This window comes from Pseudomonas sp. UTLPPB19802 (assembly GCF_059730225.1).
Map to the genome: position 1 here is coordinate 3598798 of NZ_AP048545.1, position 24728 is coordinate 3623525.

General features: G+C 64.0%; 26 protein-coding genes and 1 pseudogene. 10 read left to right on the top strand and 17 right to left on the bottom strand.

All coding sequences use genetic code 11. From position 1 onward, the window contains the following. Positions 1-32: 32 nt before the first annotated feature. Complete coding sequence (locus AC6I6U_RS16190) at positions 33-470, bottom strand: hypothetical protein (protein ID WP_497882907.1); 438 nt, start codon at positions 468-470, stop codon at positions 33-35. A 179-nt stretch (positions 471-649) separates the two neighbouring features. Between AC6I6U_RS16190 and AC6I6U_RS16195 the strand changes: the two genes are divergently transcribed. Continuing rightward, positions 650-1108, top strand: a complete 459-nt coding sequence (locus tag AC6I6U_RS16195) for a metallophosphoesterase family protein (RefSeq protein WP_497882908.1) — start codon at positions 650-652, stop codon at positions 1106-1108. Positions 1109-1141: 33 nt separating this feature from the next. Here the strand turns inward: AC6I6U_RS16195 and AC6I6U_RS16200 are convergent, their stop codons facing one another. From AC6I6U_RS16200 to AC6I6U_RS16210, 3 genes are all read right to left on the bottom strand, one after another. Continuing rightward, positions 1142-1870, bottom strand: coding sequence for a type 1 glutamine amidotransferase (locus AC6I6U_RS16200; RefSeq protein ID WP_497882909.1), 729 nt, complete (start codon positions 1868-1870; stop codon positions 1142-1144). 72 nt (positions 1871-1942) lie between these two features. Beyond that, the gene (locus tag AC6I6U_RS16205) at positions 1943-2836 is read right to left on the bottom strand and encodes a dihydrodipicolinate synthase family protein (protein WP_497882910.1); all 894 of its coding nucleotides are present in this window, start codon (positions 2834-2836) and stop codon (positions 1943-1945) included. 44 nt (positions 2837-2880) lie between these two features. Continuing rightward, positions 2881-3651, bottom strand: coding sequence for an aldolase (locus AC6I6U_RS16210; RefSeq protein WP_497883043.1), 771 nt, complete (start codon positions 3649-3651; stop codon positions 2881-2883). Positions 3652-3798: 147 nt separating this feature from the next. Between AC6I6U_RS16210 and AC6I6U_RS16215 the strand changes: the two genes are divergently transcribed. Then, a complete protein-coding gene (locus tag AC6I6U_RS16215) occupies positions 3799-4335 on the top strand; it encodes a helix-turn-helix domain-containing protein (protein WP_497882911.1) in 537 nt (178 codons plus the stop codon). 21 nt (positions 4336-4356) lie between these two features. On the opposite strand, the gene AC6I6U_RS16220 is transcribed toward AC6I6U_RS16215, so the two are convergent. Genes AC6I6U_RS16220 through AC6I6U_RS16230 form a run of 3 tightly spaced genes read right to left on the bottom strand, consistent with a single transcriptional unit; the run spans position 4357 to position 7495 of the window. After that, positions 4357-5214 (bottom strand): alpha/beta fold hydrolase, encoded by an 858-nt coding sequence (locus tag AC6I6U_RS16220; RefSeq protein WP_497882912.1) that lies wholly within the window; start codon positions 5212-5214, stop codon positions 4357-4359. Positions 5215-5252: 38 nt separating this feature from the next. Then, a complete protein-coding gene (locus tag AC6I6U_RS16225) occupies positions 5253-6233 on the bottom strand; it encodes an MBL fold metallo-hydrolase (RefSeq protein WP_497882913.1) in 981 nt (326 codons plus the stop codon). A gap of 59 nt (positions 6234-6292) precedes the next feature. Beyond that, positions 6293-7495 carry an MFS transporter gene (locus AC6I6U_RS16230; RefSeq protein WP_497882914.1) on the bottom strand — a complete coding sequence of 401 codons (1203 nt, stop codon included), beginning with the start codon at positions 7493-7495 and terminating at the stop codon, positions 6293-6295. Between the two features lie 146 nt (positions 7496-7641). Between AC6I6U_RS16230 and AC6I6U_RS16235 the strand changes: the two genes are divergently transcribed. Together AC6I6U_RS16235 and AC6I6U_RS16240 are read left to right on the top strand one after the other, a co-directional pair. Continuing rightward, positions 7642-8631 (top strand): LysR family transcriptional regulator, encoded by a 990-nt coding sequence (locus tag AC6I6U_RS16235; RefSeq protein ID WP_497882915.1) that lies wholly within the window; start codon positions 7642-7644, stop codon positions 8629-8631. A gap of 70 nt (positions 8632-8701) precedes the next feature. Beyond that, entirely contained in the window at positions 8702-9892 is a 1191-nt protein-coding gene (locus tag AC6I6U_RS16240) for an MFS transporter (RefSeq protein WP_497882916.1), read from the top strand. A gap of 15 nt (positions 9893-9907) precedes the next feature. On the opposite strand, the gene AC6I6U_RS16245 is transcribed toward AC6I6U_RS16240, so the two are convergent. Then, the gene (locus AC6I6U_RS16245; protein WP_497882917.1) at positions 9908-10837 is read right to left on the bottom strand and encodes a LysR family transcriptional regulator; all 930 of its coding nucleotides are present in this window, start codon (positions 10835-10837) and stop codon (positions 9908-9910) included. Positions 10838-10870: 33 nt separating this feature from the next. Continuing rightward, entirely contained in the window at positions 10871-11776 is a 906-nt protein-coding gene (locus tag AC6I6U_RS16250) for a LysR family transcriptional regulator (protein WP_497882918.1), read from the bottom strand. A gap of 96 nt (positions 11777-11872) precedes the next feature. Here AC6I6U_RS16250 and AC6I6U_RS16255 point away from each other — a divergent pair, with 96 nt between their 5' ends. Next, positions 11873-12856 carry an aldo/keto reductase gene (locus AC6I6U_RS16255; RefSeq protein WP_497882919.1) on the top strand — a complete coding sequence of 328 codons (984 nt, stop codon included), beginning with the start codon at positions 11873-11875 and terminating at the stop codon, positions 12854-12856. 68 nt (positions 12857-12924) lie between these two features. After that, on the top strand, positions 12925-14154 hold the full coding sequence (locus AC6I6U_RS16260; RefSeq protein ID WP_497882920.1) for a multidrug effflux MFS transporter: 1230 nt from the start codon (positions 12925-12927) through the stop codon (positions 14152-14154). Here the strand turns inward: AC6I6U_RS16260 and AC6I6U_RS16265 are convergent. Beyond that, a complete protein-coding gene (locus AC6I6U_RS16265; RefSeq protein ID WP_497882921.1) occupies positions 14143-15051 on the bottom strand; it encodes a LysR family transcriptional regulator in 909 nt (302 codons plus the stop codon). The genes AC6I6U_RS16260 and AC6I6U_RS16265 overlap by 12 nt on opposite strands. A gap of 87 nt (positions 15052-15138) precedes the next feature. Between AC6I6U_RS16265 and AC6I6U_RS16270 the strand changes: the two genes are divergently transcribed. After that, positions 15139-15648, top strand: coding sequence for an SRPBCC family protein (locus AC6I6U_RS16270; RefSeq protein WP_497882922.1), 510 nt, complete (start codon positions 15139-15141; stop codon positions 15646-15648). Between the two features lie 6 nt (positions 15649-15654). On the opposite strand, the gene AC6I6U_RS16275 is transcribed toward AC6I6U_RS16270, so the two are convergent. Then, complete coding sequence (locus tag AC6I6U_RS16275) at positions 15655-16533, bottom strand: LysR family transcriptional regulator (protein ID WP_497882923.1); 879 nt, start codon at positions 16531-16533, stop codon at positions 15655-15657. Positions 16534-16624: 91 nt separating this feature from the next. Between AC6I6U_RS16275 and AC6I6U_RS16280 the strand changes: the two genes are divergently transcribed. The 3 genes from AC6I6U_RS16280 to AC6I6U_RS16290 are packed head-to-tail and all read left to right on the top strand — an operon-like array spanning position 16625 to position 18806. After that, entirely contained in the window at positions 16625-17125 is a 501-nt protein-coding gene (locus AC6I6U_RS16280; RefSeq protein WP_497882924.1) for a lactoylglutathione lyase family protein, read from the top strand. Continuing rightward, on the top strand, positions 17122-18114 hold the full coding sequence (locus AC6I6U_RS16285) for an alcohol dehydrogenase catalytic domain-containing protein (RefSeq protein WP_497882925.1): 993 nt from the start codon (positions 17122-17124) through the stop codon (positions 18112-18114). Before AC6I6U_RS16280 ends, AC6I6U_RS16285 begins: the two co-directional genes overlap by 4 nt. Further along, positions 18111-18806, top strand: coding sequence for a type 1 glutamine amidotransferase domain-containing protein (locus AC6I6U_RS16290; RefSeq protein ID WP_497882926.1), 696 nt, complete (start codon positions 18111-18113; stop codon positions 18804-18806). The genes AC6I6U_RS16285 and AC6I6U_RS16290 overlap by 4 nt, the downstream gene beginning before the upstream one ends. Before the next feature lie 77 nt (positions 18807-18883). Here the strand turns inward: AC6I6U_RS16290 and AC6I6U_RS16295 are convergent, their stop codons facing one another. From AC6I6U_RS16295 to AC6I6U_RS16320, 6 genes and pseudogenes are all read right to left on the bottom strand, one after another. After that, positions 18884-19360 carry a PA2171 family ribosome-binding persister protein gene (locus tag AC6I6U_RS16295; RefSeq protein ID WP_497882927.1) on the bottom strand — a complete coding sequence of 159 codons (477 nt, stop codon included), beginning with the start codon at positions 19358-19360 and terminating at the stop codon, positions 18884-18886. A 218-nt stretch (positions 19361-19578) separates the two neighbouring features. Further along, complete coding sequence (locus AC6I6U_RS16300) at positions 19579-20010, bottom strand: low affinity iron permease family protein (RefSeq protein ID WP_497882928.1); 432 nt, start codon at positions 20008-20010, stop codon at positions 19579-19581. Positions 20011-20085: 75 nt separating this feature from the next. Further along, entirely contained in the window at positions 20086-21423 is a 1338-nt protein-coding gene (locus tag AC6I6U_RS16305) for a cation:proton antiporter (RefSeq protein WP_497882929.1), read from the bottom strand. 84 nt (positions 21424-21507) lie between these two features. Then, positions 21508-21900: pseudogene (locus tag AC6I6U_RS16310) on the bottom strand (DUF72 domain-containing protein); the annotation flags it as partial. A 274-nt stretch (positions 21901-22174) separates the two neighbouring features. Then, on the bottom strand, positions 22175-23491 hold the full coding sequence (locus tag AC6I6U_RS16315) for an aspartate aminotransferase family protein (protein WP_497882930.1): 1317 nt from the start codon (positions 23489-23491) through the stop codon (positions 22175-22177). Next, complete coding sequence (locus AC6I6U_RS16320) at positions 23492-24556, bottom strand: phosphotransferase (RefSeq protein WP_497882931.1); 1065 nt, start codon at positions 24554-24556, stop codon at positions 23492-23494. Between the last annotated feature and the right edge of the window lie 172 nt (positions 24557-24728).

Here is a 24728-nt window from a genome sequence, read left to right on the forward strand (position 1 = left end):
AGGCCGGTCACCGGGCTCAGGAGGAGACTTTCTCAACCGCCTGCGCCACCACCAGCACCACCACCCGCGCCGCCTGCACCGCCCCCGGCGCCACCTCCTGCACCTCCGCCAGCCGCCCCGCCGGAGGCTCCGCCCGATGCACCACCCGAGCCCGAGCCTGAACCGGTCCCGCCGCTGCCGCCGTTGCCAGCACCACCGTCGCCTTCGCCACCGCTGGTACCGCCGGTACCCGGATTGGTACTGCTGCCGTTGGCATTGCCGCTGCTACCGCTCTGGGTGCTGCCGGGCGAGGTGCCGGGCGGGAGCGCCGAACCCGAGCCGGTCGAGCCCGACGTCGAGGACGCACCGTTGCCGGTATTGCCCATGGTGCCGTTCGTTCCGGTCCCGGTGGTGCCCGCGGCGAGCACTGACGTGCTGAAGGCACATACCAGGCCGGCTGCTGTCAGGAGTTTTGCGATGGATGATTTCATCGGATGTTCCTCGTGCAAAATGGATAGTGTGTCCGGCGTCCCGTGCCGTTGTTCCTCTCACGCAGGCGGCCTGGCCGACGGGGTTGGGGCAAACGTGTCGTCCCTGATGGTTGGAAGAAGGCGAGGAAGGCAAAGTTTGAATAATCTGGAAAAACAACGACGAATGGCGTGGAGCTGATATGAAGATTGGCGTGATTTCCGATACCCATGGCCTGCTGCGTCCCGAGGCCCTGGCCGCGCTGCAGGGCTGTGAGCGGATCATCCATGCGGGCGACATCGGCAAGCCCGAGGTGCTTGAGCAACTGTCCGCCATTGCGCCGCTGTCCGTGGTGCGCGGCAACAACGACCAGCACCTGCCCTGGGCCGGACATCTGGTCGACGTATTGCGCCTGGACCTGGATGGCTGGCCGGTCCTGCTGGTTCACGACATCGCCGATGTGCCGGCGCTGCTGGACGAGACGACCAGGATCGTGATCACCGGCCACTCGCACAAACCGCTGATCGAATGGCGTGGCGAATGCCTGTACCTGAATCCAGGCAGTGCCGGCCCTCGACGCTTCAAGCTGCCAGTGACGCTGGCGCTGCTGGAGGTGCAGGGCAAGTCCGTCGAGCCGCGGTTGGTGTCGCTGCTGGAATGAGGTCATACACCTTCTGAGCAGTGACGTTCTCGGTCAACGGGTTTGGGTGGTTCTGTACTCCTCCACCAACTTGTCCAGAAAGACAAACAGCTTCTGGTTCATCTCCTCCCAGTCATTCGCGCGCAAGGCCGCCGGTTGCTGGACGAAGCGGCGGTCGAGCAGGGTGGCCAGTTCGCGTTCCGAGGCGGCGATCAGCAGCTCGATGAGGTCGCGGGTGAATTCCATGTGGCACTGGAAGCCATACACCAGCTTGCCGTACTCGATGATCTGGCGAGGGCAGCCCTCGCTGGTGGCGATGATCTTTGCCCCTGCGGTCAGGCCGGGCATGTCGTTGTGCCAATGGCCCACCTGCAGGGCGTCGCCGAAATGGGCGAACTTGGCGTTCGCTCGACCCTGCGCCGTGAGGTTGATTGCAAACTTGCCGATCTCCTTTTCCGGGCTGTGCTCGAACCTGGCACCCAGTGCCTCGCCGATGAGCTGCGAGCCCAGGCAGATGCCGACGACCGCTTTGCCGGCGTCGATCGCCTGGGTGATCAGCCGGCATTCGGCGGCTGCATCGAAGTGCGCGCATTGGTCGAGGGTGGTCGCCGGGCTCTGCGGGCCGCCAAGGATCACCAGCAGGTCGATATCGTCTGCATGGGCCGGCAGCGGCTGGTTTGCGTAGACACGGGAATAGCTGGCTGCGTAGCCGCGTTGCCTGACCCAGGTTTCATAGGCCCCCGGTGCTTCGAAGGCTTCGTGAACGATGAAGTGGACTTTCATGGGGATTCTCTTCAGTGACTGGCATGCAGGACGCCCGGCGATTGACTGGCGCCGGACGTCTTCCAGCTGGACTCAGCGGGCGACCGCCAACTCGTCCAGCAGGCCTTTCAGATAGGCGCTGCCTTGTGGGTCCAGGGGTTGCAGCGGCAGTCGCGGGGCACCGACGTCCAGGCCGAGCATTTTCAGGCCGGCCTTGATGGTGGTCGGCAGGCCACGGCGAGTGATGTATTCCAGCAACTCGTACTGGCGGTAGAAGAGGCTGCGGGCCTGTTCCAGGTCGCGATTCTGCACCGCGTCCCACAGGGCCAGGTTCAGTTGTGGAATCAGGTTCGGTGCCGCGGTGCACCAGCCGGCGGCACCGGCCACCAGGGCTTCGAGCGTCAGCGGGTTGCAGCCGTTGTAGAACGCCACCTGGCCGCCAGTGGCCTTGTACAGGCGGTGCATGCGCTGGATGTCGCCGGTGCTCTCCTTGACCATGGTGACATTCTTCACTTCCTTCAGGATGCGCAGGATCAGCTCCACCGACAGGTCGGTGCCGCTGGTCCCCGGATTGTTGTAGAGCATGATCGGGATATCGATTGCCGCACCGACCGCCTTGTAGTGATCGACGATTTCCGTCTCGGTCAGCTTCCAGTACGAGACCGGCAGCACCATCACCGCCGTCGCGCCGCAGGCCTGTGCCAGCTGCGCCCGTTGCACGGTGCGTGCGGTGGTCAGGTCGGAGACGCTGACCACGGTGGGCACGCGCCCGGCGATTTTCTCCTGGCTGTAGCGCACCACGGATTCCCACTCGCTATCGGCGAGGTAGGCGCCTTCGCCGGTACTGCCCAGCGGCGCGATGGCGTGCACGCCGGACTGGATCAGGCGCTCGATGGATTGGCCCAGGGCAGCCAGGTCGATCGAACCGTCTGCTGCGAAAGGGGTGATGGTGTAGCCGATAACGCCGCGAATCTGGGGGGTGGACATGCAAGGCACCTTTTACTGTTTTCTAGGAATGAGCATCGCTTCGATCAGCCCAGGCACTCGCCATGGGCACGCAGGGCACGGCGCGCGTAGTAGCTGAACGCGGCGCCATGACGCTTGGGCGTGGAGATCCAGTCGTGGGCTTCCTTGCCGAGCGCTTCGGGGATGGGGCGGATTTCGCCGGCGCTCATGGCCAGCAACTGCATCTTCGCGGCGCGTTCGAAGAGCAGGGCGAGGACGCAGGCTTCCTCGATCGAACCGCCGGCGATCAGCAGCCCGTGGTGCGACAGCAGGATGGCGCGCTTGTCGCCGATGGCCTTCGAGATGATCTCGCCTTCCTCGTTGCCAACCGGGATACCCGGCCAGTCCTTGAGGAACGCACAGTCGTCGAACAGGGGGCAGAGGTCCATGTGGGACACTTGCAGCGGTATTTCGAGCATCGACAGCGAGGCGCTGTGCAGCGGGTGGGTGTGGATGATGCAGTTCACATCCGGACGGGCGCGGTACAGCCAGCTGTGAAAACGGTTGGCGGGGTTGGCCATGCCGCGGCCGTTGAGCACATTCAGGTCCTCGTCCACCACCAGCAGGTTGGACGCCGAGATCTCGTCGAAGCCCAGGCCCAGCTGTTGCGTATAATAGGTGCCCGGCTCTTCTGCCCGTGCGGTGATCTGCCCGGCCAGGCCCGAGTCATGCCCGCCGTCGAACAGGATGCGGCAGGTCAGGGCAAGTTTCTGCCGCGCAGTGTAGGTATTATCGATCAGCGCAGTCAGCATCTGCTTCTCGGCGAGCTTGACGAGCTGGTCCTTCGGGGTCTGCATGGTCGTGGTCACGGTTGGTACCTGAGCGAGAAATAGGTGATCTCTACCTGGCGGCCGCTGCAACGGCGCCAGGACACACGAATGATCTTAATGACACTTTGTGTCATATACAATACTTGTGTCATTAATTTGAAGGAACGACGTTGGATGTCGGTGCAGCTGAGAATTTTGCGGAAGAAGATGGGCATGACCCTGGAGCAGCTGGCCGGGCATACCGGGCTGACCAAGAGCTACCTGTCGAAGGTGGAAAGGGGCATGAGTTCGCCCTCCATTTCGGTGGCGCTCAAGCTGGCCAAGGCGCTCAAGGTCCAGGCCGAGGAGCTGTTCAGTTCCGAAGCGGTGCCTGAGGAAGGCTACAGCCTGGTTCGCCGGCAACAGCGTGAGGCGTCTGGGGACCAGCCGGCGCCGACCCACGTGCCCCTTGCACGACACATCGGCCAACGGGCGCTGCTGCCGTTCCTGGTCTATCCGCCGCGTTCGTTCGGGCATTCGGCGTTCAAGGAACACCTGGGGGAGGAGTTCGTCTACGTGCACCGTGGCAGCGTCGAGGTCGATTTCGGTACCGAACGCCTGACCCTGGAGGAGGGCGATGCCTTGCACTTCAATGCGCAGCGGTCCCATCGTATCCGCACGGTTTCGCCCGAGCAGGCGGAGCTGCTGGTGGTGGTGCACAGCTCCGAGTGAGGTTATGACCCGCTCGAAGGGTCACTTCCCACGCCAGCCCTCGAGGAAGTTCAGCAGCAGTTCGTTGACCTTCTCCGGTTGTTCCTCCTGTGGCAGGTGCCCGCACTGTTCGATGGGATAGGCCTGCAGGTTGTCGGCCATCTCCGCCCAGACGCTGGCCATGTCGAACAGCTTGCCGACCGCGTGGAAGTCGTTGCCCCACAGCGACATCACCGGGCAGGCGATCTTCACCTCGGCATCTTCGAGGTCCTGGGCGATGTCCTCGGCGTTGGCCCGATAATCCGCCATGGCGCCTCTCACCGCGCCCGGCGCCTGGTAGGCGCGCACATAGGTGTCGAAGGCTTCGCCGCTGATGGTGGACGGGTCGTAGGTCCAGTCCGAGAAGAAATGCCGCAGCCAGATATGCTCGCGGCCGGCGATCAGCGCTTCCGGCAGGTCCGGTACCAGGTGGAACAGGAAGAACCAGTAGGCCTTGGCGATCGAGGCATTGAGGTCGCGTGCGACGATCCGGGTCGGCACGTTATCCATCACCGCCAGGCGGTCCACCAGTTCCGGGTAGTCCTTGGCGAAGCGGGTGGCCACGCGTGCACCACGGTCGTGGCCGACCAGCGCGACTTTCTCGATGCCCAGTTCGCGCATCAGCTCGCGGATGTCGCGGGCCATGTTGCGCTTGTCGTAGCCGCCAGCCGGCTTGTCGGTTTCGCCGTAGCCGCGCAGGTCCGGCGCGATCACGCGAAAGTGCTTGGACAGCACCGGGATCTGGTAGCGCCAGGCGAAGTTGGTTTCCGGAAACCCGTGCAGGAGGATGACCGGCGCGCCTTGACCTTCCTCGACCACGAACTGGCGGATGCCGTTGGCATTCACGGTATAGCTTTTCATGTTGCACCTGTCTTTCTGTGACTGAAGGGATGAGGGGGTTATTTCAGCAGCGGGACTTCGGCTGCACGGGTGTAGGGGCCGTACAGGGCCGGTACCCAGGTGAAGTGCCTGCCGGCCTGGGTAACATGGCCGATGCCCGGGAACGGCAGGTGGGCCGCCGCCAGCCATTCACCGTCGGCTGCCAGTTTGAATAACTCGTCCTGCCGCGCCTTGACCGCCTTTTTCGGATCGACGTCGAAGCGGATGGCGACCTCGGGATGGTCGAACTGCACCGCCGCGTTGTGGATCAGGTCACCGATGAAGCTGATCGCCGAACCGTTCGAGGCGAAGCGATAGACCGTGCTGCCAGGGGTGTGGCCGCTGGCATAGGCCGCCTGCACCTCCGGAATCGGCGAGGCGGGTGGGGTGAAGATTTTCAGTCGACCGCTGTCCTTGTAGGGCGCCAACGAGTGCTGGGCGATATCGAAATACTCCCGGGCATTTTCCGGGGCGCTGGCTTTGCGTTGCGGGTCCAGCCAGAAGTCGGCCTCGGCCTGGGCCACGTAGACGGTCGCGTTGGGGAACAGCGCCTTGCCATCGGCGTCGACCAGCCCGCAGACGTGGTCCAGGTGCAGGTGGGTCAGGAAGATCGTGTCGACCTGTTCCGGCTGGTAGCCTGAAGCCCGGATGTTCGGCACCAGTTGCCCGGCGGTTTGCGGTACGCAATGGCCAGCGCCGCTATCGACCATCACCAGGTGCCTGCCGGTATTGATCAGGTAGGCATTGAAGGTGGTCGGCATCCGGTCCGGTCCGATCGCCTGGCGTTTGAGCAGGCCACGGACCTTCTCCGGCGACAGGCCCTTGAGCAGGCCGGGGGACAGATCGTTGTAGCCGTCGAAGATCGCGGTGACTTCGTAGTTGCCGACGGCCTGGCGGAAGTAGCCGGGGACCTGCTGGCGAACCTGCTCGGGAGCATCGGCCATGGCCTGGTTGATGAGGGTGAGGCTTGCCAGCCCGATGATGCGTGTCAGGTTTTTCATTTTTAAGCTCTTCAAGGTCGTTTGTATGGGGCGGATTCGGGTCTTGTCATTTGGCGGCTTCAGAGCGGGCTGCGACGGCGCAGGATGGCGCCGAGTTGTACCAGGGTGGCGACGACGGCCAATGCCGCGCCGAGGACCGAGATGCCGAACCAGCCGCTGGTTTTCCAGACTTGTGTGGCGGCCGCTGCACCGAAGGCACCGCCGAGGAACATCGAGCCCATGAAGATCGTGTTCAGGCGGGCACGGGCTTCCGGCTGAAGCGTGTAGACGATGTGCTGGTTGGAGACGAGAACGCTCTGCACCGCGAAGTCGAGCAGGATGCAGCCGATCACGATGCCGGTGATGGAGGTCCACAGGCCGAACAGGATCCACGAGGCGAAGGTCAGCAGCGTACCGACGATGATCACCTTGTGCGGACCGCGACGGTCGGCAATGCGGCCGGCCATCGGGGCGGCGAGGATGCCGATGGCACCGATGACGCCGAACAGGCCGGCGGCTTGGGCATCCAGGTCGAAACCGGGCTCCTCCAGGCGCAGGGCAAGCACGGTCCAGAAGGTGGTGAAGGCGGCGAACAACAGCGCTTGGGTAATCGCCGCGACACGCAGCTCACCGTGGGCGCGCCACAGGTGCACCATCGAACCGATCAGGCGGGTATAGGAGGTTTTCGCGGTCGGCAGGCTGCGCGGCAGGGCCACGGCCATCAGCGTGCCGGCGAACAGCGCCAGCGGTACGCCGAGCCAGAACATCGCGCGCCAGCCATAGTGCGCTGCGACGAAACCGGACAGCGTCCGGCTGAGCAGGATGCCGCACAGCACCCCCGACATCACCGTGCCGACCACCGCGCCGCGTTTTTCCGGCTGCGCCAGTTGCGCGGCGAAGGGGACGATCTGCTGGGCGACGGTGGAGGTCATGCCGAGCAAGAACGAGGCGATCAGCAGGACTACTGCGGTGGGCGCCAGCGCGGCGGCGATCAGGGTGGCGGCCAGCAGCGCGAACTGGGTCATGATCAGGCGACGCCGCTCGATCAGGTCGCCCAGGGGTACCAGGGCGAACAGGCCGATGGCGTAGCCCAGTTGCGTGGCGGTCGGCACCAGCGCCGTGAGGCTGCCCGGCAGTTCGTTCTCCAGGATGCCCAGCATCGGCTGGTTGTAGTAGATGTTCGCCACTGCCAGGCCGGCGGAGGCGGCCATGGCGAAGGTGAGCCCCGTGTTGATTTTTGGCGGGGCGTTGACCGCTGCTTCGAGTACGGTTGTGCTGTTCATGATTTGCCCTTGCGTGAGCACCCGTTCCACTGGCCTCAGACATTGAGGTGGTGAGGGCGTCGTAATGCGTGGGCAAACTATGGCGCTATAACCAAAATTAGTGTAGATATTAAAATCGTTACGGCAATCTAACGGAAAGCGATGTAATGAAGCTTGAGGATGTCGAGGTCTTCGTCGAAGCGGTACAGGTGGGCAGCCTCGCCGGGGCCGCCCGCCGGCTTTCCCTGACGTCGATGGCCGCCTCCAGGAGCCTGGGCAATCTTGAGGCCGAGCTCGGTGTGAGGCTGGTGCACCGCACCACACGGTCGCTGTCACCGACCAGTGATGGCGAGACCTTTCTTCCCCATGCGCAGGCGTTGCTCGAAGGCAGGGCCAATGCCCTGGCGGACCTGCGGCCCCACGGCAATGCGCTGTCCGGACACCTGCGCATCACCGCCTCGGCCGCCTACGCCCGCAAGGTGGTCGCGCCCATGCTGGCTTCGTTCATGGCCCAGCACCCTGCGCTGCGGGTCGATCTGCTGTCCACGGACGAGCAGGTGGATATCGTCGCGCAAGGTATCGACGTAGCGATCCGTATCGCGCCGTTGCGGGACAATCGGCTGGTAGCGCGACGCCTGGCCGACAGTCCACGTGTGCTCTGCGTGGCACCGGCCTACCTGAAGGCGCACGGGCAGCCCTGTTTGCTTGCGCAGTTGGCCGCCCACGACTGCCTGGTGATTTCGGGGACTTCGCACTGGTCGTTCGTGGCCGAAGAGAAGAGTGTCAGGCAGCGGGTGGCCGGGCGCTTCGCCGCCAGTTCGATCGAAGCATTGTATGAGGCGTGCGTGGGTGGGCTGGGGATCGCCAACCTGTCTCGCTGGTACGTCGAGCCCGCCCTTGCAGCCGGTGTCGTTGAACAGCTCGTGCTGGCGGATGCCGAGCCGGAGCCCCTGGGCATCTGGGCGGTGTACCCGACGTCACGTCTGGTGCCGCTCAAGGTGCGGATGTTCATTGATGCGCTGGAAAGCTACATCCAGGCACCCCCGAGCCGCGATGGCGGTCACTCCCACAAGCCGATATCGAACCATTCCCCGTCGGTGCCGGCCTTGGGATGTTCGTTCAGGGCTATTGATGAATCTGGTTCCTGTGATAAGTGAAAACATACCGTAAATCGGACAAAAAATAATAAATAGACTGTGCCTCCATTCCCACTGGAGGCACATTCTGATGTCCGCATACGATTCATCCATGCCCGCCACTTCCGCCGTCAGGGGCGTCGGATTCAGCATTGCGATCCTGGCGTTCTCGGCGTTCCTGATCGTCACCACCGAGTTCCTGATCGTCGGACTTTTGCCGGCCCTGGCCCGTGATCTGGGTATCTCGATTTCCCTGGCGGGCCAACTGGTCACCCTGTTCGCGTTCACCGTGATGATCTTTGGTCCACCGTTGACCGCCGCGCTTTCGCATTTCGACAGAAAGAAGCTGTTCATCGCCATCCTGCTGCTCTTCGCCGCCGCGAATGCACTGGCGGCCGCCTCCACGAATTTCTGGGTGCTGGCCGTTGCACGTGTCATTCCCGCGCTCATGCTCCCGGTGTTCTGGGGCACGGCCAGTGAAACCGCCGGCAAGCTCGCCGGGCCACAGGCCGCCGGGCAGGCGATCTCCAGGGTCTACCTGGGGATTTCCGCGGCGATGCTGCTGGGCATTCCGCTGGGCACGGTGGCGGCCAATGCCATCGGTTGGAGAGGGGCCTTCTGGGTACTGGCCGGCCTGTCGCTGATCATGGCGGCAGCCATCCTCGCCTGCATGCCATCGGTTGAACGGACGGCCAAGGTCGATTTCCTGAAGCAGGCGCGGATCTTCAGGGAGCCGTTCTTCCTCGCCAACGTAGCGCTCTCGGTGGTGGTGTTTACCGCCATGTTCGTCGCCTACACCTACCTGGCGGACCTGCTCGAACGGGTGGCCGGCGTTGAGCCGGCCCGTGTCGGCTGGTGGTTGATGGGCTTCGGGGCCATCGGCCTGGTCGGCAACTGGATTGGCGGCAAGACCGTCGATAAATCGCCGATCAAGGCTTCGGCGCTGTTTCTGGTCCTGCTGGCGCTCGGCATGGGCGCCATCGTGCCCCTGGCGCAGGCCGGTATCGTGTTCTGCCTGGCCCTAGGGCTGTGGGGGATTGCGAATACGGCGCTTTACCCGATCAGCCAGGTGCGGGTCATGAGTTCGGTGAGCCATTCCCAGGCGCTGGCCGGGACCACCAACGTTTCTGCTGCCAACGCGGGGATTGGGTTGGGTGCAATCATTGGCGGGATGACCATTACCCATGGGGGAGTGGAATCGCTCGGCTACGTGGCGGCTGCCGTCGCGGTGATTGCGCTGCTCCTGACACCACTGGTGAGCCGGCTGGCCCCACGCCCATGACGTTTCGGTGCCGGTCTAGGGAATGACGTGGGTGCCATGGGTGCCGAGGCGTGGCAGCAGGTAGTCCAACAACGCTCTCACCTTCGGCAGACCCTCGCGACTCTTCTGCCATACCAGGTTCATCGGCATGCTGTCGAGGGCCAGGTCGGGCAGCACTTCCACCAGCGTGCCGGCATCGAGATGCTGCTGGATCAGCCAGGTCGGTAGCTGGCCGATGCCATGCCCTGCGAGGATGGCCGAGACTTCACCCTCGCCATCACCCACGGCGATCCGCGCCTGGACAACCCTGCGCTCCACATCGCCAGGCAACCGGCCCTTGAAGTACCAGGGGCTGACCAGGCCGTCGGCAAGGCCATAACCGACGCAGTGGTGGTCATCCAGCTCGCGTTCGGTTTTCGGGGCGCCGTGGGCCTTGATGTAGGACGGGGAGGCACAGAACAACATCCGCTGCGAGCCGAAATATTGGTGGCCCAGCGCCGGTGACCAGGCGTCCGGCCCACCGATGCGCACCAGGATATCGATACCTTCATGCACGGGATCGACGAACCGGTCGGAGAAGGAAATATGCGGCTGCAACAACGGATGGGCGCGCAGGAATTCCAGGATCAACGGCAGCACATGCAGCCGGCCATACGAGGCGGGAAGGTCGATCCGGATCTTCCCGTGGGGCTCATTGCCCTCGGCCAATAGCGCGTGTTCGACTTCCTCCAGGTCGGCCAGCACGCAGGTGCAGGTCTTGTAGAACACCACCCCGGCCTCGGTCAGTGACAGGCGCCGGGTGGTTCGGCTGAACAGGCGCGTACCCAGTCGGCTTTCCAGGCGTGCCACGCTTTTGCTCACGGCCGAGCTGGTCAGGTTCAGGCGCTCTGCGGCGGCAGTGAAACTACCCAGGTCCGCGACCACCACGAATACGTCGATGCCCTTGAGCCGTTCAGACGAGAACATTGAACCTCCGCCCTTGATGAATGCCTGCCAATCCTACACTCCTTCGCGGCGCGCCCAGTCACGTACCGCCTCGGCAAACAGCCGCAACGCCATCGGCGGGTGGCGGTTGGCCGGGTAGTACAGGCACAGCCCCGGATACACCGGGCTCCATTGCGGCAGCAGTTGCACCAGCCGTCCGGACTGCAGGTGTTCCTCGACCTGTTCCAGCGGTACCCAGCCAATGCCGATGCCGGCCAGCGCGGCGTCGATCATCAGGTTGATGTTGTCCAGGGTCATCGGCCCGTCGACATCGATACTCGCGCGCTGCTCCAGGTACTGCAGGTCCCAGCGAAACAGCGCGCCGCTGGCGAAGCGAAAGCGGATGCAGCGATGTTGCCGCAGGTCGTGGGGCGTCTGCGGAGCGCCTTGGCGTTGCAGGTATTCCGGCGAGGCCACCGCACCGATGCGCATGTCCGGGCCGAAGCGCACGGCGATCATGTCGCGGGGCACGTCGTCGAAGATGCGGATCCCGGCATCGAAGCCTTCGCCAACGATGTCCACCAGCTTGCCATCGGCGACGAACTCGAGGTGGATCTGCGGATACTTCTCGAGGAAATCCGGTACGACATGCCGCACCAGTGGGCGAAAGGCTGATTCCGACGCACTGATGCGGATCGAACCCGAAGGCGAGTTGCGCGTCGAGGTGACGTCGTTGACCACTCGGGTCAGGTCGTTGAGCAGCGGGCGCACGCCCTGCAGCAGTTGCTCGCCGGCTTCGGTGAGCGCCACCGAGCGGGTGGTGCGGTTGAACAGGCGCATCTCCAGGCGTGCTTCCAGGTTGCGCATCGAATGGCTCAGGGCCGATGGCGACAGCCCCAGCACACGGGCAGCGCCGCTGAAGCTCTGGTGTTCGGCGATGGCGATGAAGGCGGTCAGCTCTGGCAGATCGGCACGCATCATTTGTGAATTTTCCTCACGTAGCCATGCAATGTGTAGCGCATTGTTGAGAACGGCACAGGAATATACCGTATGCAGACCCTATTCGAGGAGACTGCAATGCAAACGCGCACACTCGGCAACAGCGGCCTGGACGTATCAGCCATCGGCCTGGGCTGCATGGGCATGAGCTTCGGCTACGGGCCGGCGATGGACAAGGCGGCAGGTATCCAACTGCTTCGCAGCGCCTTCGAGCGCGGCGTGACCTTCTTCGACAGCGCCGAAGCCTACGGCCCGTTTACCAACGAGGAGCTGCTGGGCGAAGCGCTGGCGCCGTTTCGTGACCAGGTGGTGATCGCCACCAAGTTCGGCTTTCGCAACGGTGAAGTTGCCCAGGGCCTGGACAGCCGTCCGCAGAACATTCGGGCGGTGGCCGAAGCCTCGCTCAAGCGGCTGAAGACCGATCGCATCGACCTGTTCTACCAGCACCGCGTCGACCCCAACGTGCCGATCGAGGAGGTGGCCGGCACCGTCCAGCAACTGATCGCTGAGGGCAAGGTCAAGCACTTCGGCCTGTCCGAGGCCGGCGTCGAGTCGATTCGCCGCGCCCATGCGGTACAGCCGGTGGCGGCGCTGCAGAGTGAATATTCGCTGTGGTGGCGCGAGCCGGAGAAAGAGGTGTTGCCGCTGCTGGAACAGCTGGGGATCGGCTTCGTGCCATTCAGTCCGCTGGGCAAGGGCTTCCTGACCGGTGCCATCGACGCCGGCACCACCTTCGCCGAGAACGACTTCCGCAACGTGGTGCCGCGCTTCAGCGAGGAAAACCGCAAGGCCAATGCGCAACTGGTCGAAGTGCTCGGCCGCCTGGCCGGCGACAAGGGCGCCACCCGCGCACAGATCGCCATCGCCTGGCTGCTGGCGCAGAAACCCTGGATCACGCCGATCCCGGGGACCACCAAGCTGAGCCGGCTGGAGGAAAACATCGGCGCCGCGACGATCGAGCTGAATGCCGCCGACCTCGGCGCCATCGAGTCGGCGTTGCGCCAGATCGAAATCGTCGGTGAGCGCTACCCGGCTCATCTGCAGAAGAACGTCGATCGCTGATCCGTTCGCCCCAATGGCCCGCCGCAGGTTTGCCGCGGCGGGCAGCCCTTTTCGAGACCCTGCACCGTATGCCTCCCACCGAGAGTTACACCGCTGCTTCGCCTTCCGACCGTCAAAGCCTCTGGACCCTGGCCATCCTCAGCATGCTGATGGCCTTTGCCTCGATCTCCACCGACCTGTACCTGCCGGCCTTGCCCGCCATGGCCGATGCCTTGCACGCCAATGCCGGCCAGGTGGAGTTGACCATCTCCGGCTATCTGATCGGCTTCAGTCTGGGCCAACTGGCATGGGGGCCGATTGGGGATCGTTATGGTCGGCGTTTGCCGATCGCCCTGGGATTGGTGCTGTTCATCATCGGCTCCGCCGGTTGCGCGCTGTCCAACGGGGCCGGGGTGATGATCGCCTGGCGTGCGGTGCAGGCCGTCGGCGCCTGCGCCAGCGTGGTGCTGGCGCGGGCGATGGTGCGTGACCTGTACAGCGGCCATCGGGCCGCGCAGATGCTCTCGACCCTGATGACGGTGATGGCTATCGCACCATTGCTCGGCCCCAGCCTCGGTGGACTGATCCTGCACCTGGCGTCGTGGCGTGCGATCTTCTGGGCGCTGGTGCTGGTGGGATTGGGTACCCTGGCCTTGCTTGGCACGTTGCCGGAAACCCTGTCGATGCAGCGCCGTAACCAGGCGCCGTTGGTGCAGGCCTTCAGTCGCTACCTGCAATTGCTCGGTGATCGCCGCATTCTTGGCTATATAGGCGCCGGGGGCTTTCTCTACGGGGCGATGTACGCCTACATCGCCGGCACGCCGTTCGCCTACATCACCTATCATCACGCCTCGCCGCAGCAGTACGGCGTGCTGTTCGCGCTGGGCATCGTCGGCATCATGCTGACCAACCAGCTCAATTCGCGCTGGGTGGCACGCCATGGCAGTGACCGCCTGATGCGCCTGGGCACCCTGGGCGCGGCGTTGTCGGCCATGCTGCTGATGGCCGCGGCCTGGACCGATTGGGGCGGGTTGGCGGGGCTGGTGGTGCCACTGTTCCTGTTCGTGGCGGCAACCGGCTTCATTGTCGCCAACTCCATCGTCGGCGCCATGGGCGCGTTTCCCGAGGTGGCCGGCGCCACCTCGGCGCTGGTCGGCTCGCTGCAGTACGGCACCGGCATCCTCGGCTCCGGCCTGGTCGGCACCCTGGCCGACGGCACCCCTCGGCCCATGGCGGCTGTCATGCTCGTCTTCGGTATCGCCAGCCTGCTCTGTACCCGCTGGCTGGTGCCTTCGCCGCAGCCCGGCTCAGGCGATTGATTGGCAGGTCGCGATTAACAGTTCTCGAACCCACTGCTGGCCCGGATCGCGATCGGTGCGCTCGTGCCAGGCCAGGGTCTTGCTGAAACCCGGGATCTCGACCGGCGGCTCCATCATGCGCAGGCCGCTGAGGTTGGCGGCGAGGCGGCGGGGGACGACAGCGATCAGGTCGCTGGTCAGCAGGATGTCCGGCAGGATCAGGAAGCTGGTGACCGACAGGGTGACCCGTCGGCTTCGTCCGATGCGCGCCAGGGCTTCGTCGGTGACGCCGCGAAAGGCTCCGCCCGAGGATGACACCAGCGCGTGGTCCAGCGCACAGAAGCGCTCCAGCGACAGTGTGTCGTTGCCGGCCTCTGGGTGATCCGCACGCATCACGCAGACATAACGCTCGTTGAACAACGCCGTGCCATGCAGGCCAGGCACGATCTGGTCGGGAGTGACCAGGGCGAGGTCGATATCGCCGCGGTCCAGTTGCGTGTGCAGGTTCTGCGAATCGACGGGTTTCACCGCGAGATGAATGTTCGGCGCCTGTTCGCGCAAGGCGCTCAGCAACGGCACCACCACCGCCCGCAGGGCATAGTCGGTGGAGGCCAGCTTGATCGTCATGCTGGCGGTGGCGGGGTTGAAGGCCTGGGGTTGCAGCATGGCCTGGACGTTCGCCAGCAGTTGCTTGACTGGCCCGGCCAGTTGCTCGGCCCGCAGGGTCGGGACGATGCCCCGTTGCGTACGCACGAACAGCGGGTCGTCGAAGCTCTCGCGCAGTCGGTTGAGCATGCCGCTCACTGCTGGCTGAGTCAGCGACAGTCGATCCGCCGCGCGGGTGACGCTGCGTTCGTCGAGCAGGGCGTCTAGGGTCTTGAGCAGGTTGAAGTCCAGGTTTCTGATATCAGAATTCATGATGCGCTGGATAAAATATCGCGATTGGTCTTATGTCACGCTAGCACCCATGATGGCCCCAGTCCATTACTCCAGGTGCACATGCCCATGAACGAGATCATCTGGCCGCAAGGCTATCTGCCCGGTTTTACCGAAAACTTCGTCTCCAATGAAGTCATCGTCGCCGGCCTCACGGCGGCGGACATCTGGCCGCTGCTGAGCCAGGCGGCGTTGTGGCCGACCTATTACGCCAACTCGGCGAACGTACGCCTGCATGACCATGTGGGGCCGGAGTTGCAGGAGGGTGTCCGGTTTTATTTCGAGACCTTCGGTTTTCCCGTCGAGGCGCAATGCAACGAATACCTGCCGCCCGCTGCCGGAACGCCGGGGCGCATTGCCTGGCACGGTTGGGCCGGTGAGGGCGAAACGCGACTCGATGTTCACCACGCCTGGCTGATCGAGGATCTGTCCGGAGGACGGGTGCGCATCCTGACCCAGGAAACCCAGAAGGGCAGGCCGGCTGAAGAGCTGGCCAAGACCAGGCCGAACCCGATGATCAATGGTCACCAGGATTGGCTGGACGGTTTGGTCGATGCTGCGCGCCAGGCGGCTCGCTGAGCAGCCTCAGGCCGGCGCCGAGAGGCGTTGGCGCAGGTGCTCGATCGCGCGCCGGGCCCGTAGGGCCAGGGGCCACTCGGCACGGTGGATAAGCCAGAGCGTATCGACGATCGGGCTGCCGCATTCGATGACCTGGATCGCCTGCTGGCGGGCAAACGCCTGGCGGGCGAAGCGGGGCAGTACGGTGAAGCCCAGGCCCCGCGCCACCGGCTCAAGGATCAGCCCGACCTGGTTGCTGAAGCCGCGTATCGCGAACTCCCGTATGCCGGGCTGGCCCGGATAGCGCCGGCTCAGCAGCCGCGTGGCCATGCCGACCCCATCGGGGTGATCGATGAAGCCCAGTGCCTGCAAGGTTTCCCAGCCTTGATAGGCGATCCCGGCCGGAAGAATCAGTTCGAGCGGTTCTTCCATGAAGGGCTCGGCGTTCAGCCGCGGCTCATCGGGCTTGAAGGTCAGCAGTCCGACGTCGTAGCGATTGTCCAGTACCGCTTCCAGTACCTCGCGGTCCGGGGCGAAGCGATGGCGAATGACCAGTCCGGGGTTCTGTTGCTGGTAGTCCAGCAGCAGCGGGTACACCGTCAGGCCGATGCTGCCGGGAGTGATCAGGCCGACCTCGCCGTGCTGTTCGTCAGCGTTGCAGAGTCGTGCCTGCAGTGCCCGGTTGGCGGCGTCCAGCTCGCGACCGTAATCGAGCAGGGCTGCGCCGGCCGGGGTCAGTTCAACGTGCCGGGGGCGGCGTATCAGCAATGGGCCGAGCTGGTCTTCGAGGTACTTCACGTGCTGGCTGACGGCCGCCTGGGTCAGCCCGAGCCGTTCGGCGGTCCGGGTGAAGTTGCCGAGTTCGGCAACGCCCAGGAAGGAGCGCAGCCATTGCGGATTGATCATCACAAACTCTTATCAAGGCCATAATCCGGCGATAGTACTTCTTATGGCTGGCTGTCGCTAAGGTGGATTTCCGATTTCCTGGAGTGTCGTCATGCCCGTCTATCCTCGCAATTTTTCCCATATCGGCCTGTCCGTCACCGACCTGGACGGTGCGGTGAAGTTCTACACCGAAGTCCTTGGCTGGTACCTGATCATGCCACCGACCACCATCACTGAAGACGACAGTGCCATTGGCGTGATGTGCACCGATGTGTTCGGCGCCGGCTGGGGCGAGTTCCGCATTGCCCACCTGTCGACGGGCGATCGGATCGGGGTGGAGATCTTCCAGTTTCGCAATGCACAGCGGCCGGAAAACAATTTCGAATACTGGAAAACCGGGGTCTTCCATTTCTGCGTTCAGGATCCGGACGTGGAGGGCCTGGCGGCGAAAATCGTCGCTGCCGGCGGCAAGCAGCGCATGCCCGTGCGCGAGTACTTTCCCGGCGAAAAACCATACCGCATGGTCTACATGGAGGATCCGTTCGGCAACATCCTCGAGATCTACAGCCATAGCTACGAGCTCACCTATTCGGCGGGGGCCTACCAGGCATGATGTCGACCTCTCATCGCGCGTGGGCCTGGGAAGGCAGTGCCGATCCCGCCGAACTGCGGCTGGTCGAACGGCCCCTGCCGTCACTGCAGGCCGGTGACGTACTGGTACGCAACGTCGTGGCGGGCCTGAACCCGGTGGACTGGAAAGTCCTCGGCGGCGAGCTGGTCGCCTGGCAAGCGGGCCATGTACCGGGTGTCGATGGCGCCGGGGTGGTGGTCGCCGTGGGCGATAGTGTGTCGCCGGCCTGGGTCGGCCAGCGGGTGGCCTATCACCAGAGCCTGGCGCGTGATGGCAGCTTTGCCGAGTACACCGCGGTGCAGGCCCGGGTGCTGATGCGTGTGGCGCCCGGTGTGGGCTGGGCCGATGCGGCCAGTTTGCCATGCCCGGCGCTGACCGCCTGGTTGGCCCTGGAGAAGCTGCCGGCAGCTTGCAGGCAGTTGCTCATCAGTGGCGCGGGCGGATCGGTGGCGCATCACCTGATCCAGCTGGCCCGCCAGCGCGGATTGAAGGTCACGGCCATGTGTCACCCACGCCATGCCGGGCGTTTGCTGGCGCTGGGGGTGAGCGATTGTCTCGACGGTCCGCTCGAGGGCCCGTGGGAGCAGGGCACCCGTTTCGATGCGGTGATCGATACGGTCAACGCCCGGCATGCCCGACTGCTGGCGCCCGCGTTGCGTGCCAACGGCCATCTGGTGTGTGTGCAGGACCGACTGGATACGCCAGTGTGCCCGCCGTTCAGTCGAACTCTTTCGGTCCATGAAGTCGCCTTGGGCGCGGCCCACACGTTCGGTGATGAGCGCACCTGGCGCGAACTGGTGGCGGCGGGTGAGTCGATGCTTGCGGCGCTCGGCGCGGGGCAATGGCAGCCCGACGCGATCAACGCGGCCCTTTTTGAAAACCTGGCGCAGCACCTGCACGGGCTGCAGCACCGGACCTACTCCGGCAAGGCCATCGTGCGCCTTGTCCCATCCCTGGATCGAGACGAATGATCAAGCAGAACAAACGCATTTTGATGGTACTCACTTCCCAGTCGACCCTCGGAACATCCGAACGGCCTACCGGCGTGTGGCTCGAAGAACTGACCACGCCCTACTATGTTTTTGTCGATGCCGGCTATGAGGTAGTGCTCGCTTCGCCCAAGGGCGGTGCGATTCCTGTCGACCCCCATTCAAAAACCGAGGAAGTCTGGAGCATGGCGCGCTTCCTGGCCGACGAGCAGGCTTTGTCGTTGCTGGAGAACTCCGAGCGTCTGGAGACGGTTGCCAGTGATTCATTCGCCGCCGTGTTCCTGCCGGGTGGTCACGGGACAATGTTCGACCTGCCGGCTGATCCGCACCTCGCGTCTCTGCTGAGCGCCGCCTGGCGCCAGGGCAAGGTCATCGCGGCGGTGTGCCATGGTCCGGCCGGCCTGCTCGGCGCCGTCGATGAATCCGGCAAGCCGCTGGTGGCCGGTCGCAAGGTCAGTGCCTTCAGCGATGCGGAAGAGGACGCCGCCGGGCTGACGCAAGCGATGCCGTTCCTGCTAGAAAGTCGCGTGCGCGAATTGGGCGGGCTCTACGAGGGCGCGCCGGTCTTCGAGCCGCATGCTGTCCGGGACGGTCGGCTGGTGACAGGGCAGAACCCGATGTCTAGCGAGTGGGTCGCAAAGCTGACGATCGAGGCGATCTCCGCAGCCGTCTGAGACCCGGCCGATGCGGGCGGACAGGGAACGATCGATCGCCTCCCGGCGCTCCCGTTCCCCGTGCCCATCGGGCCGCCTCAGGCGGCCAGTTTCGATGCGGTCAGACTTTTCTTCAGCGATGCTTTCAACACCTGCATCTCTTCACCGAGCATCTCGAGTTTTTCCTTGCCCAGTACCTTCTCGGCTTCCGGGAACATTTCGCTTTCCTCTTCCTCGATGTGGTGCTCCAGCAGTTCCTTGACCACTTTCACGCGGCCGGCGAATTCGGGCGTGGTTGGCGAGGTGTTCTTCAGGTCGGGCAGTACCAGCGAGTCCACCGTGCGATGTTCCTCCTTGGCCTCGTAGTACATTTCCTCATCCTTCTTGCTGCCGGCTTCCTTGAAGGCGGGGTAGAGAATCTGCTCTTCAAGCTGCGTATGGATGGTGACTTCCAGTTCCAGCTTCTGCAGCAGTTCGGTGCGCTTCTTCAGTGCCCGGTCGGTCGATTCGCTCAGTTGGGTCAGGATGGCCTTGACCTTTTCATGGTCCGCTTTGAGCAGTTCAATGGCGTTCATCTGGGATGCCTCGCTATCACGTAGGGAAGATCTGCCGATCTTTGTCGGCGCCGTGTATCGAGGGAGTAGGGGCATTTGTCGTGCCAATCGCGCGGCGCTGGAAACTTCCCTGTTTTCAACGGCTTGTCATCCATGATGGCGAATGGAACTCATGCAGCCTGCACGAACAGCGCAGGATGGGGATGCAGATAGCCCTATCGCCTGCGCTTGGCAGCGTCTCATGGTTTTGACGGTTGTTTCTCTTCGTCGTCCTGCGCTGGGATGGCCGTGGACTGGTCGGGCAGGCATGTCGGATCGACGGTCTCACTGGCGCCCATCTTGCTGTACTCCTTGCGCAGTTCACGCAGTTGGCGATTTTCCAGCTTGTCCAGACACAGCATGGCGTTGTGGGCTTCCTTGGTGGCTCGCAGCAGCTCGTCGATCTTGATGTGCAGGATGTCATTGTCGCGGTTCTGGGTGTTCTGGATCAGGAACACCATCAGGAAGGTAATGATCGTGGTCGACGTGTTGATGATCAGCTGCCACGTATCGTTGTAGTGAAAGTAGGGACCGGTCGCCGCCCAGATGATGATCAGCACGATGGCGATCATGAAGGTCCTCGAAGCACCGGCCCATTTTGACAATGACTGGCAGAAGCGTGCGAATCGCATGACGGAACTCCTTGTTGTAGGTACTTCGTTGGACAATGAGTTTTCATGAAATTCTTTGTTACATCTGCCGGTTTTCTATTTTTTCGAGCGCTCGTAGCGGGCGAGCATCGGCTGCGTACTCAAGCCATGCACCAGGATGCTGAGGGCGACCACCGACAAGGTCAGGTTGACACAGGTCGAGGCGGCCTCTGCGGACAAGCCGTGGTTCAGCCCGTAGAACAGATAGTAGAGACTGCCGATCCCGCGTATGCCGAACCAGCCGGTCAGCCATCGCTGGGTGGGGCTCAGCAAGGCTCCCCAAGGCAGCAATTGCACGCTCAAGGGTCTGATCAGCAGGAACAGCAGGGCCGCGATTACCAGGGCGCGCCAATCCCAATGGGGCACGAGGACCAGCCCCAGCAGGGTCACCAGGAATACCTCCATTGCCCGTTCCACCAGGTTACCGAACGCCAGCATGTCGCCCATCATGATCCCGGCGGCCACCTGGGTATCGTCGAGGTTGTCCACGTCACCGTGCAGGGCCTGCCGGGGCTCGATGTTCTGGTGCCCGACCAGGGGCTGCACCAGGTGCTCGGCGGGTGTCCGGGGATCGGCGGTCGATCTCACCTCTGCCTGGCGCAAGCCCAGGGCGGCGGCGAACACCGAGAGGAAACCGTAGCCGTGAAGTCGTTCCGCTACCACGTAGGCCAGGGCAATCAGCGCCAGGGTCAGGTAGTCATTGGGCGACAGGGTGCTGTCCCGATGGTGGGTCTGCATCAGCAAGGTCAGGCGCCCCAGCCCCCGGCCCATGGCATAGCCGATCAGCAAACCGGTCGGTACCGCCCACAACAGGTCCCGCGAGAGCCAGCCGAGCCATTCCAGCGCCTGGCCGTGCTCCTGGCGCAACAGCAGCAGGCCAAGCAGCACGAAGGGAAAGGCGATGCCGTCATTCAGTCCGGCCTCACCGGACAGCCCGACGCGCAGGCGATCGCCATCGCGCGCATCGCTGACCTGGACCATCGAGGCCAGCACCGGGTCAGTCGGTGCGAGCATGGCGCCGATCAGTAACGAAGTGCCCCACGACAACCCGAGCAGGTAATGCAGCGCCAGGCAGGCGCCGCCGATGCTCAGCAGCATCACCGGGCCCGCCAGGCCGAAGGCGACACGCCAACTGGCATCGCGCAGCGGCAGGCGCAACTTGAGGCCACAGACGAACAACGAAAACAGCACGGCGACTTCGCACAAGTGCTCCATCCACAGCGCATGCCGATCCAGGTCCAGTTGCAGCCAGCCGAGGCCCGCCGGACCAATGGCGACGCCCATCAGCAGGCACACCGCCGACGTGGTGATCGGCATCCAGCGCAGGTAGGAAGAGGTCAATGCCAGGATCAGCAGGATGCCACCCAGCACGGTCATCCAGAGGATGAAACTCATGGCGATACTCCCGCAGTGGCGACCGACAGCCGGGCAAGCGACGGATCGTCGAACGGCATCCTAGGTCCACCGCTCGATGCGTTCACGCCAGTGTTGCGGCAGTTGCTGCAGGAATGCCTCGAACAACGCTTCGTCGAAGCTGAAGCTGGGCGGGAATTGCCAGAGGATCGGGCCGAGCTTGTGACCGCGCTGGAACGGCACCGACGCCATGAAGTTGGCCAGCGGTTCCTCGATCTCGCGCAGGCGCTTGATGTGAGTGATGTAGCGCGGCGCCTTGACGCTGAAGATAAAGTCGTCTGGCACCGCCGCAGCCCAGCCGGCATAACGCTGGGGTGTCTGCAAGGCGTAGAACGAGCCGTTGATCTCGATGCTGTTGACCGCCCTGGAGGTGAACGCCAACTCGTGTTTCTGCACCCGTTTGCGAGGGTAGAAGTCCCCCCGCCACCCTGAAATACCGATGCGCACATCACTGCTCATGATCGTCGTCCTGTTCGCTGCCGAGACCGGCAACACCGGCACCTTGTCATGTGGAGGCCGGCGCTGACCCACGGGTTCCAAGTTTTATCGGCTGCTCGGACACAGGGTGCAAGGATGGCCGGACTGTCCAGGGAAGATGAGGCCAACTGCACGGTGCAGCGGGCGCTGAGGGTGTTCAACCCGAACAGGGTGTGTCCTTCTTCAACAGATCAGCCGCATCGAAGGTTGGTTCAGACTGCCTTGCGTGCTGTACCCAGGGAGTTTTCGGCCTGGGTCAAAGCTCGCCCAGGACGCTGTCGAGCGTTTCGAGAAACAGGTCCGCATGCTCGCGCTGGAAAATCAGTTGCGGGCGGATTTTCAGGATGTTCTCCCCGGCGCCAGCGGAACTGATCAGCACGCCTCGTTCGCGCAAACCGTTGACCAGTCGGCGTGCGGCAGTGGCGTCGGGGTTCTTGCTCGCCCGGTCCGTCACCAGCTCGACCCCGAGGAACAGGCCCGCACCGCGCACGTCGCCGATGACCGCGTGATGCTGGGCCAGTGACTCGAGCCCGGCCTTGAAGTAGGCGCCGACCTCTGCGCAGTTGTCCTGCAGGTGTTCTTCCTGGATCACCTCGAGCACGGCGTTGGCAGCGGCGCAGGACACCGGGTTACCGCCAAAGGTGTTGAAGTAGCGGGTGGTGTTGCCGAACTCCCGGACCACTTCCGGGCGCATGACCGCAGCGGCAATCGGCTGACCGTTGCCCATCGGCTTGCCCAGGGTGACGATGTCGGGCAGCACGCCGTGGCGCTGGAACCCCCACATCTGCGAGCCGGTACGGGCGAAGCCCGATTGCACTTCGTCGGCGATGTACAACAGGCCCTCCGCCTGGGCAACGGCCACGGCTTCGCGGGCGAAACCGGCCGGGTCGGCCAGTACGCCGTCGCTGGCGAAGATCCCGTCGAACAGCAGCGCAGCAGGCTTGATGCCGTGGCTGCGCAGATCCGCGATGGCTGCGCGGACATCTTCGGCGAATACCCGCGAGACGTTTTCCGCGCCCAGTCGGTAGGCATCGGGGGCTCGGACCTGGCGTACGTGCGGGCTGGCAGGGACGCCGGTACCCAGCGATGGCGAGGCACAGGCCAACTGCCCGGTCACGCCGTGATAGGCCAACTGCGTGACGATGATCCCGGTGCCGGCAGTGCACTGGCGGGCGATCCGCAAGGCCAGGTCGTTGGCCTCGCTGCCGGTGCAGGTGAACATCACCTGGCTGAGCTGCGGCGGGAAGGTCGCCAGCAGCTTTTGCGCGTAGTCGAGGATGCCTTCGTGCAGGTAGCGCGTGTGGGTGTTGAGCTGCCTGGCCTGGGCGCAGATCGCATCGACCACCCGTGGGTGGCAATGGCCGATCGAGGCGACGTTATTGTAGGCGTCGAGGTAGCGCCTGCCATCGGCATCGTACAGCCAGACGCCATCTCCCCTGACGATGTGCAGGGGCCGTTCATAGAACAGCCGGTAGGCCGGGCCCAGGGTCCTTTCTCGGCGCTCGATCAGCGCGCGTTCGGCGCTGGAGAGTTGTTGCGCGTCGGCGGCGGTGAAGCCGTTGATCATGGTCATTTACTCGGTCTCCTGCTGGCAGGCTCGGTGGATCTGGTCCTGGGCATCCTGGCGCGACAGTTGGGCGAGGCGTTGCAATGCACTCGATGCCGAGGGGGCGTTGCGCAGGATGTAGTCGCGGTTCTGCGGGTAGAGCGAGGCGCGCCAGTTGGTGATGACCACGGTCAGCACCAGGCGGGAGGCAATCAGGTCGAACAGAATCTCCTGTTCCACGGGTTCCAGGGGGCAAACCCGATGGTACGCGGCGATGAAGGGCAGGGCTCGTTCGAGGGGGTTGCCCGAGGCGCCCAACTGGTAGGCGGCGCCGACCGCCAGGTCGTTGATCAGCGGCGCATGCACCATGTCGCCGAAGTCGAGGATGTTGCGCAGTGCATGGGGCGCCTGCGCATCGACGATGACATTGTGCAGGTTCAGGTCGTTGTGGATTACCTGGGCCCGCAGGCGTGGCAACCGGGGCAGGGCATGGCACTCGAAGCGACCGAGGAACTGACGGACCCGCTCGCGGGCCGCGCGGTCTTCGATCAGCTCGGTCATGGCCTCCAGGCGCAGGGCATGCTTGAGATCCCACAGCAGTTCGTGCCCTGCGGCCGGATGAAAAAAGCCGCGCAGTGCCAGGCCCAGGCGTGCGAGGTTTTCCCCCAGGCTCCTGCGAAAGGCTTCGCCGGGTTCGGCAACCTGACTCAGCGAGACACCGCCGACGAAGGAGAACAGGCGCACCAGCACCTGCTGGTCGTCGATCGATACCCGCGTTTGCAGGCTGCCGTCATGGGCGGCGAAGATGCGCTGCACCGGCAACTGCGGGTCACACTGCTGGATGTGCCGCAGTGCCTGGTTCTGGAAATCGGCGACGCTCGGGTCCTCAGCCGGGTTGGAAACCTTCAGCAGGAACTGGCCACGCTCGCCACAGCCGAGGTGAAAGTTCAGGTCGCGTTCACCGGCCAGCAGTCGGGCGCTGCCGTCAAGACCATAGAGTTGTGCCGCCAGCGCGGCGGCCTGGTCGGTGGAAACCGTGGCCGGGGCGGCGGCAAGAATGTCGTCGGCGGCGAGCGTGGTGCGGGACGTCATGAGACTTGCCTCGGGTAAAGGGCATGGGGACTGGGTGGGGCCGAACCAGCGTTGGACTGAAGATAGGTCAGTAGTGGAGCTATCTGTTAGATCCGGATAGGATTTATCGATAAGGCCACTTTCCAGCGGCCTGCTCTTGATGAATCGACCTGTTCGAGGCCACCCATGGCGC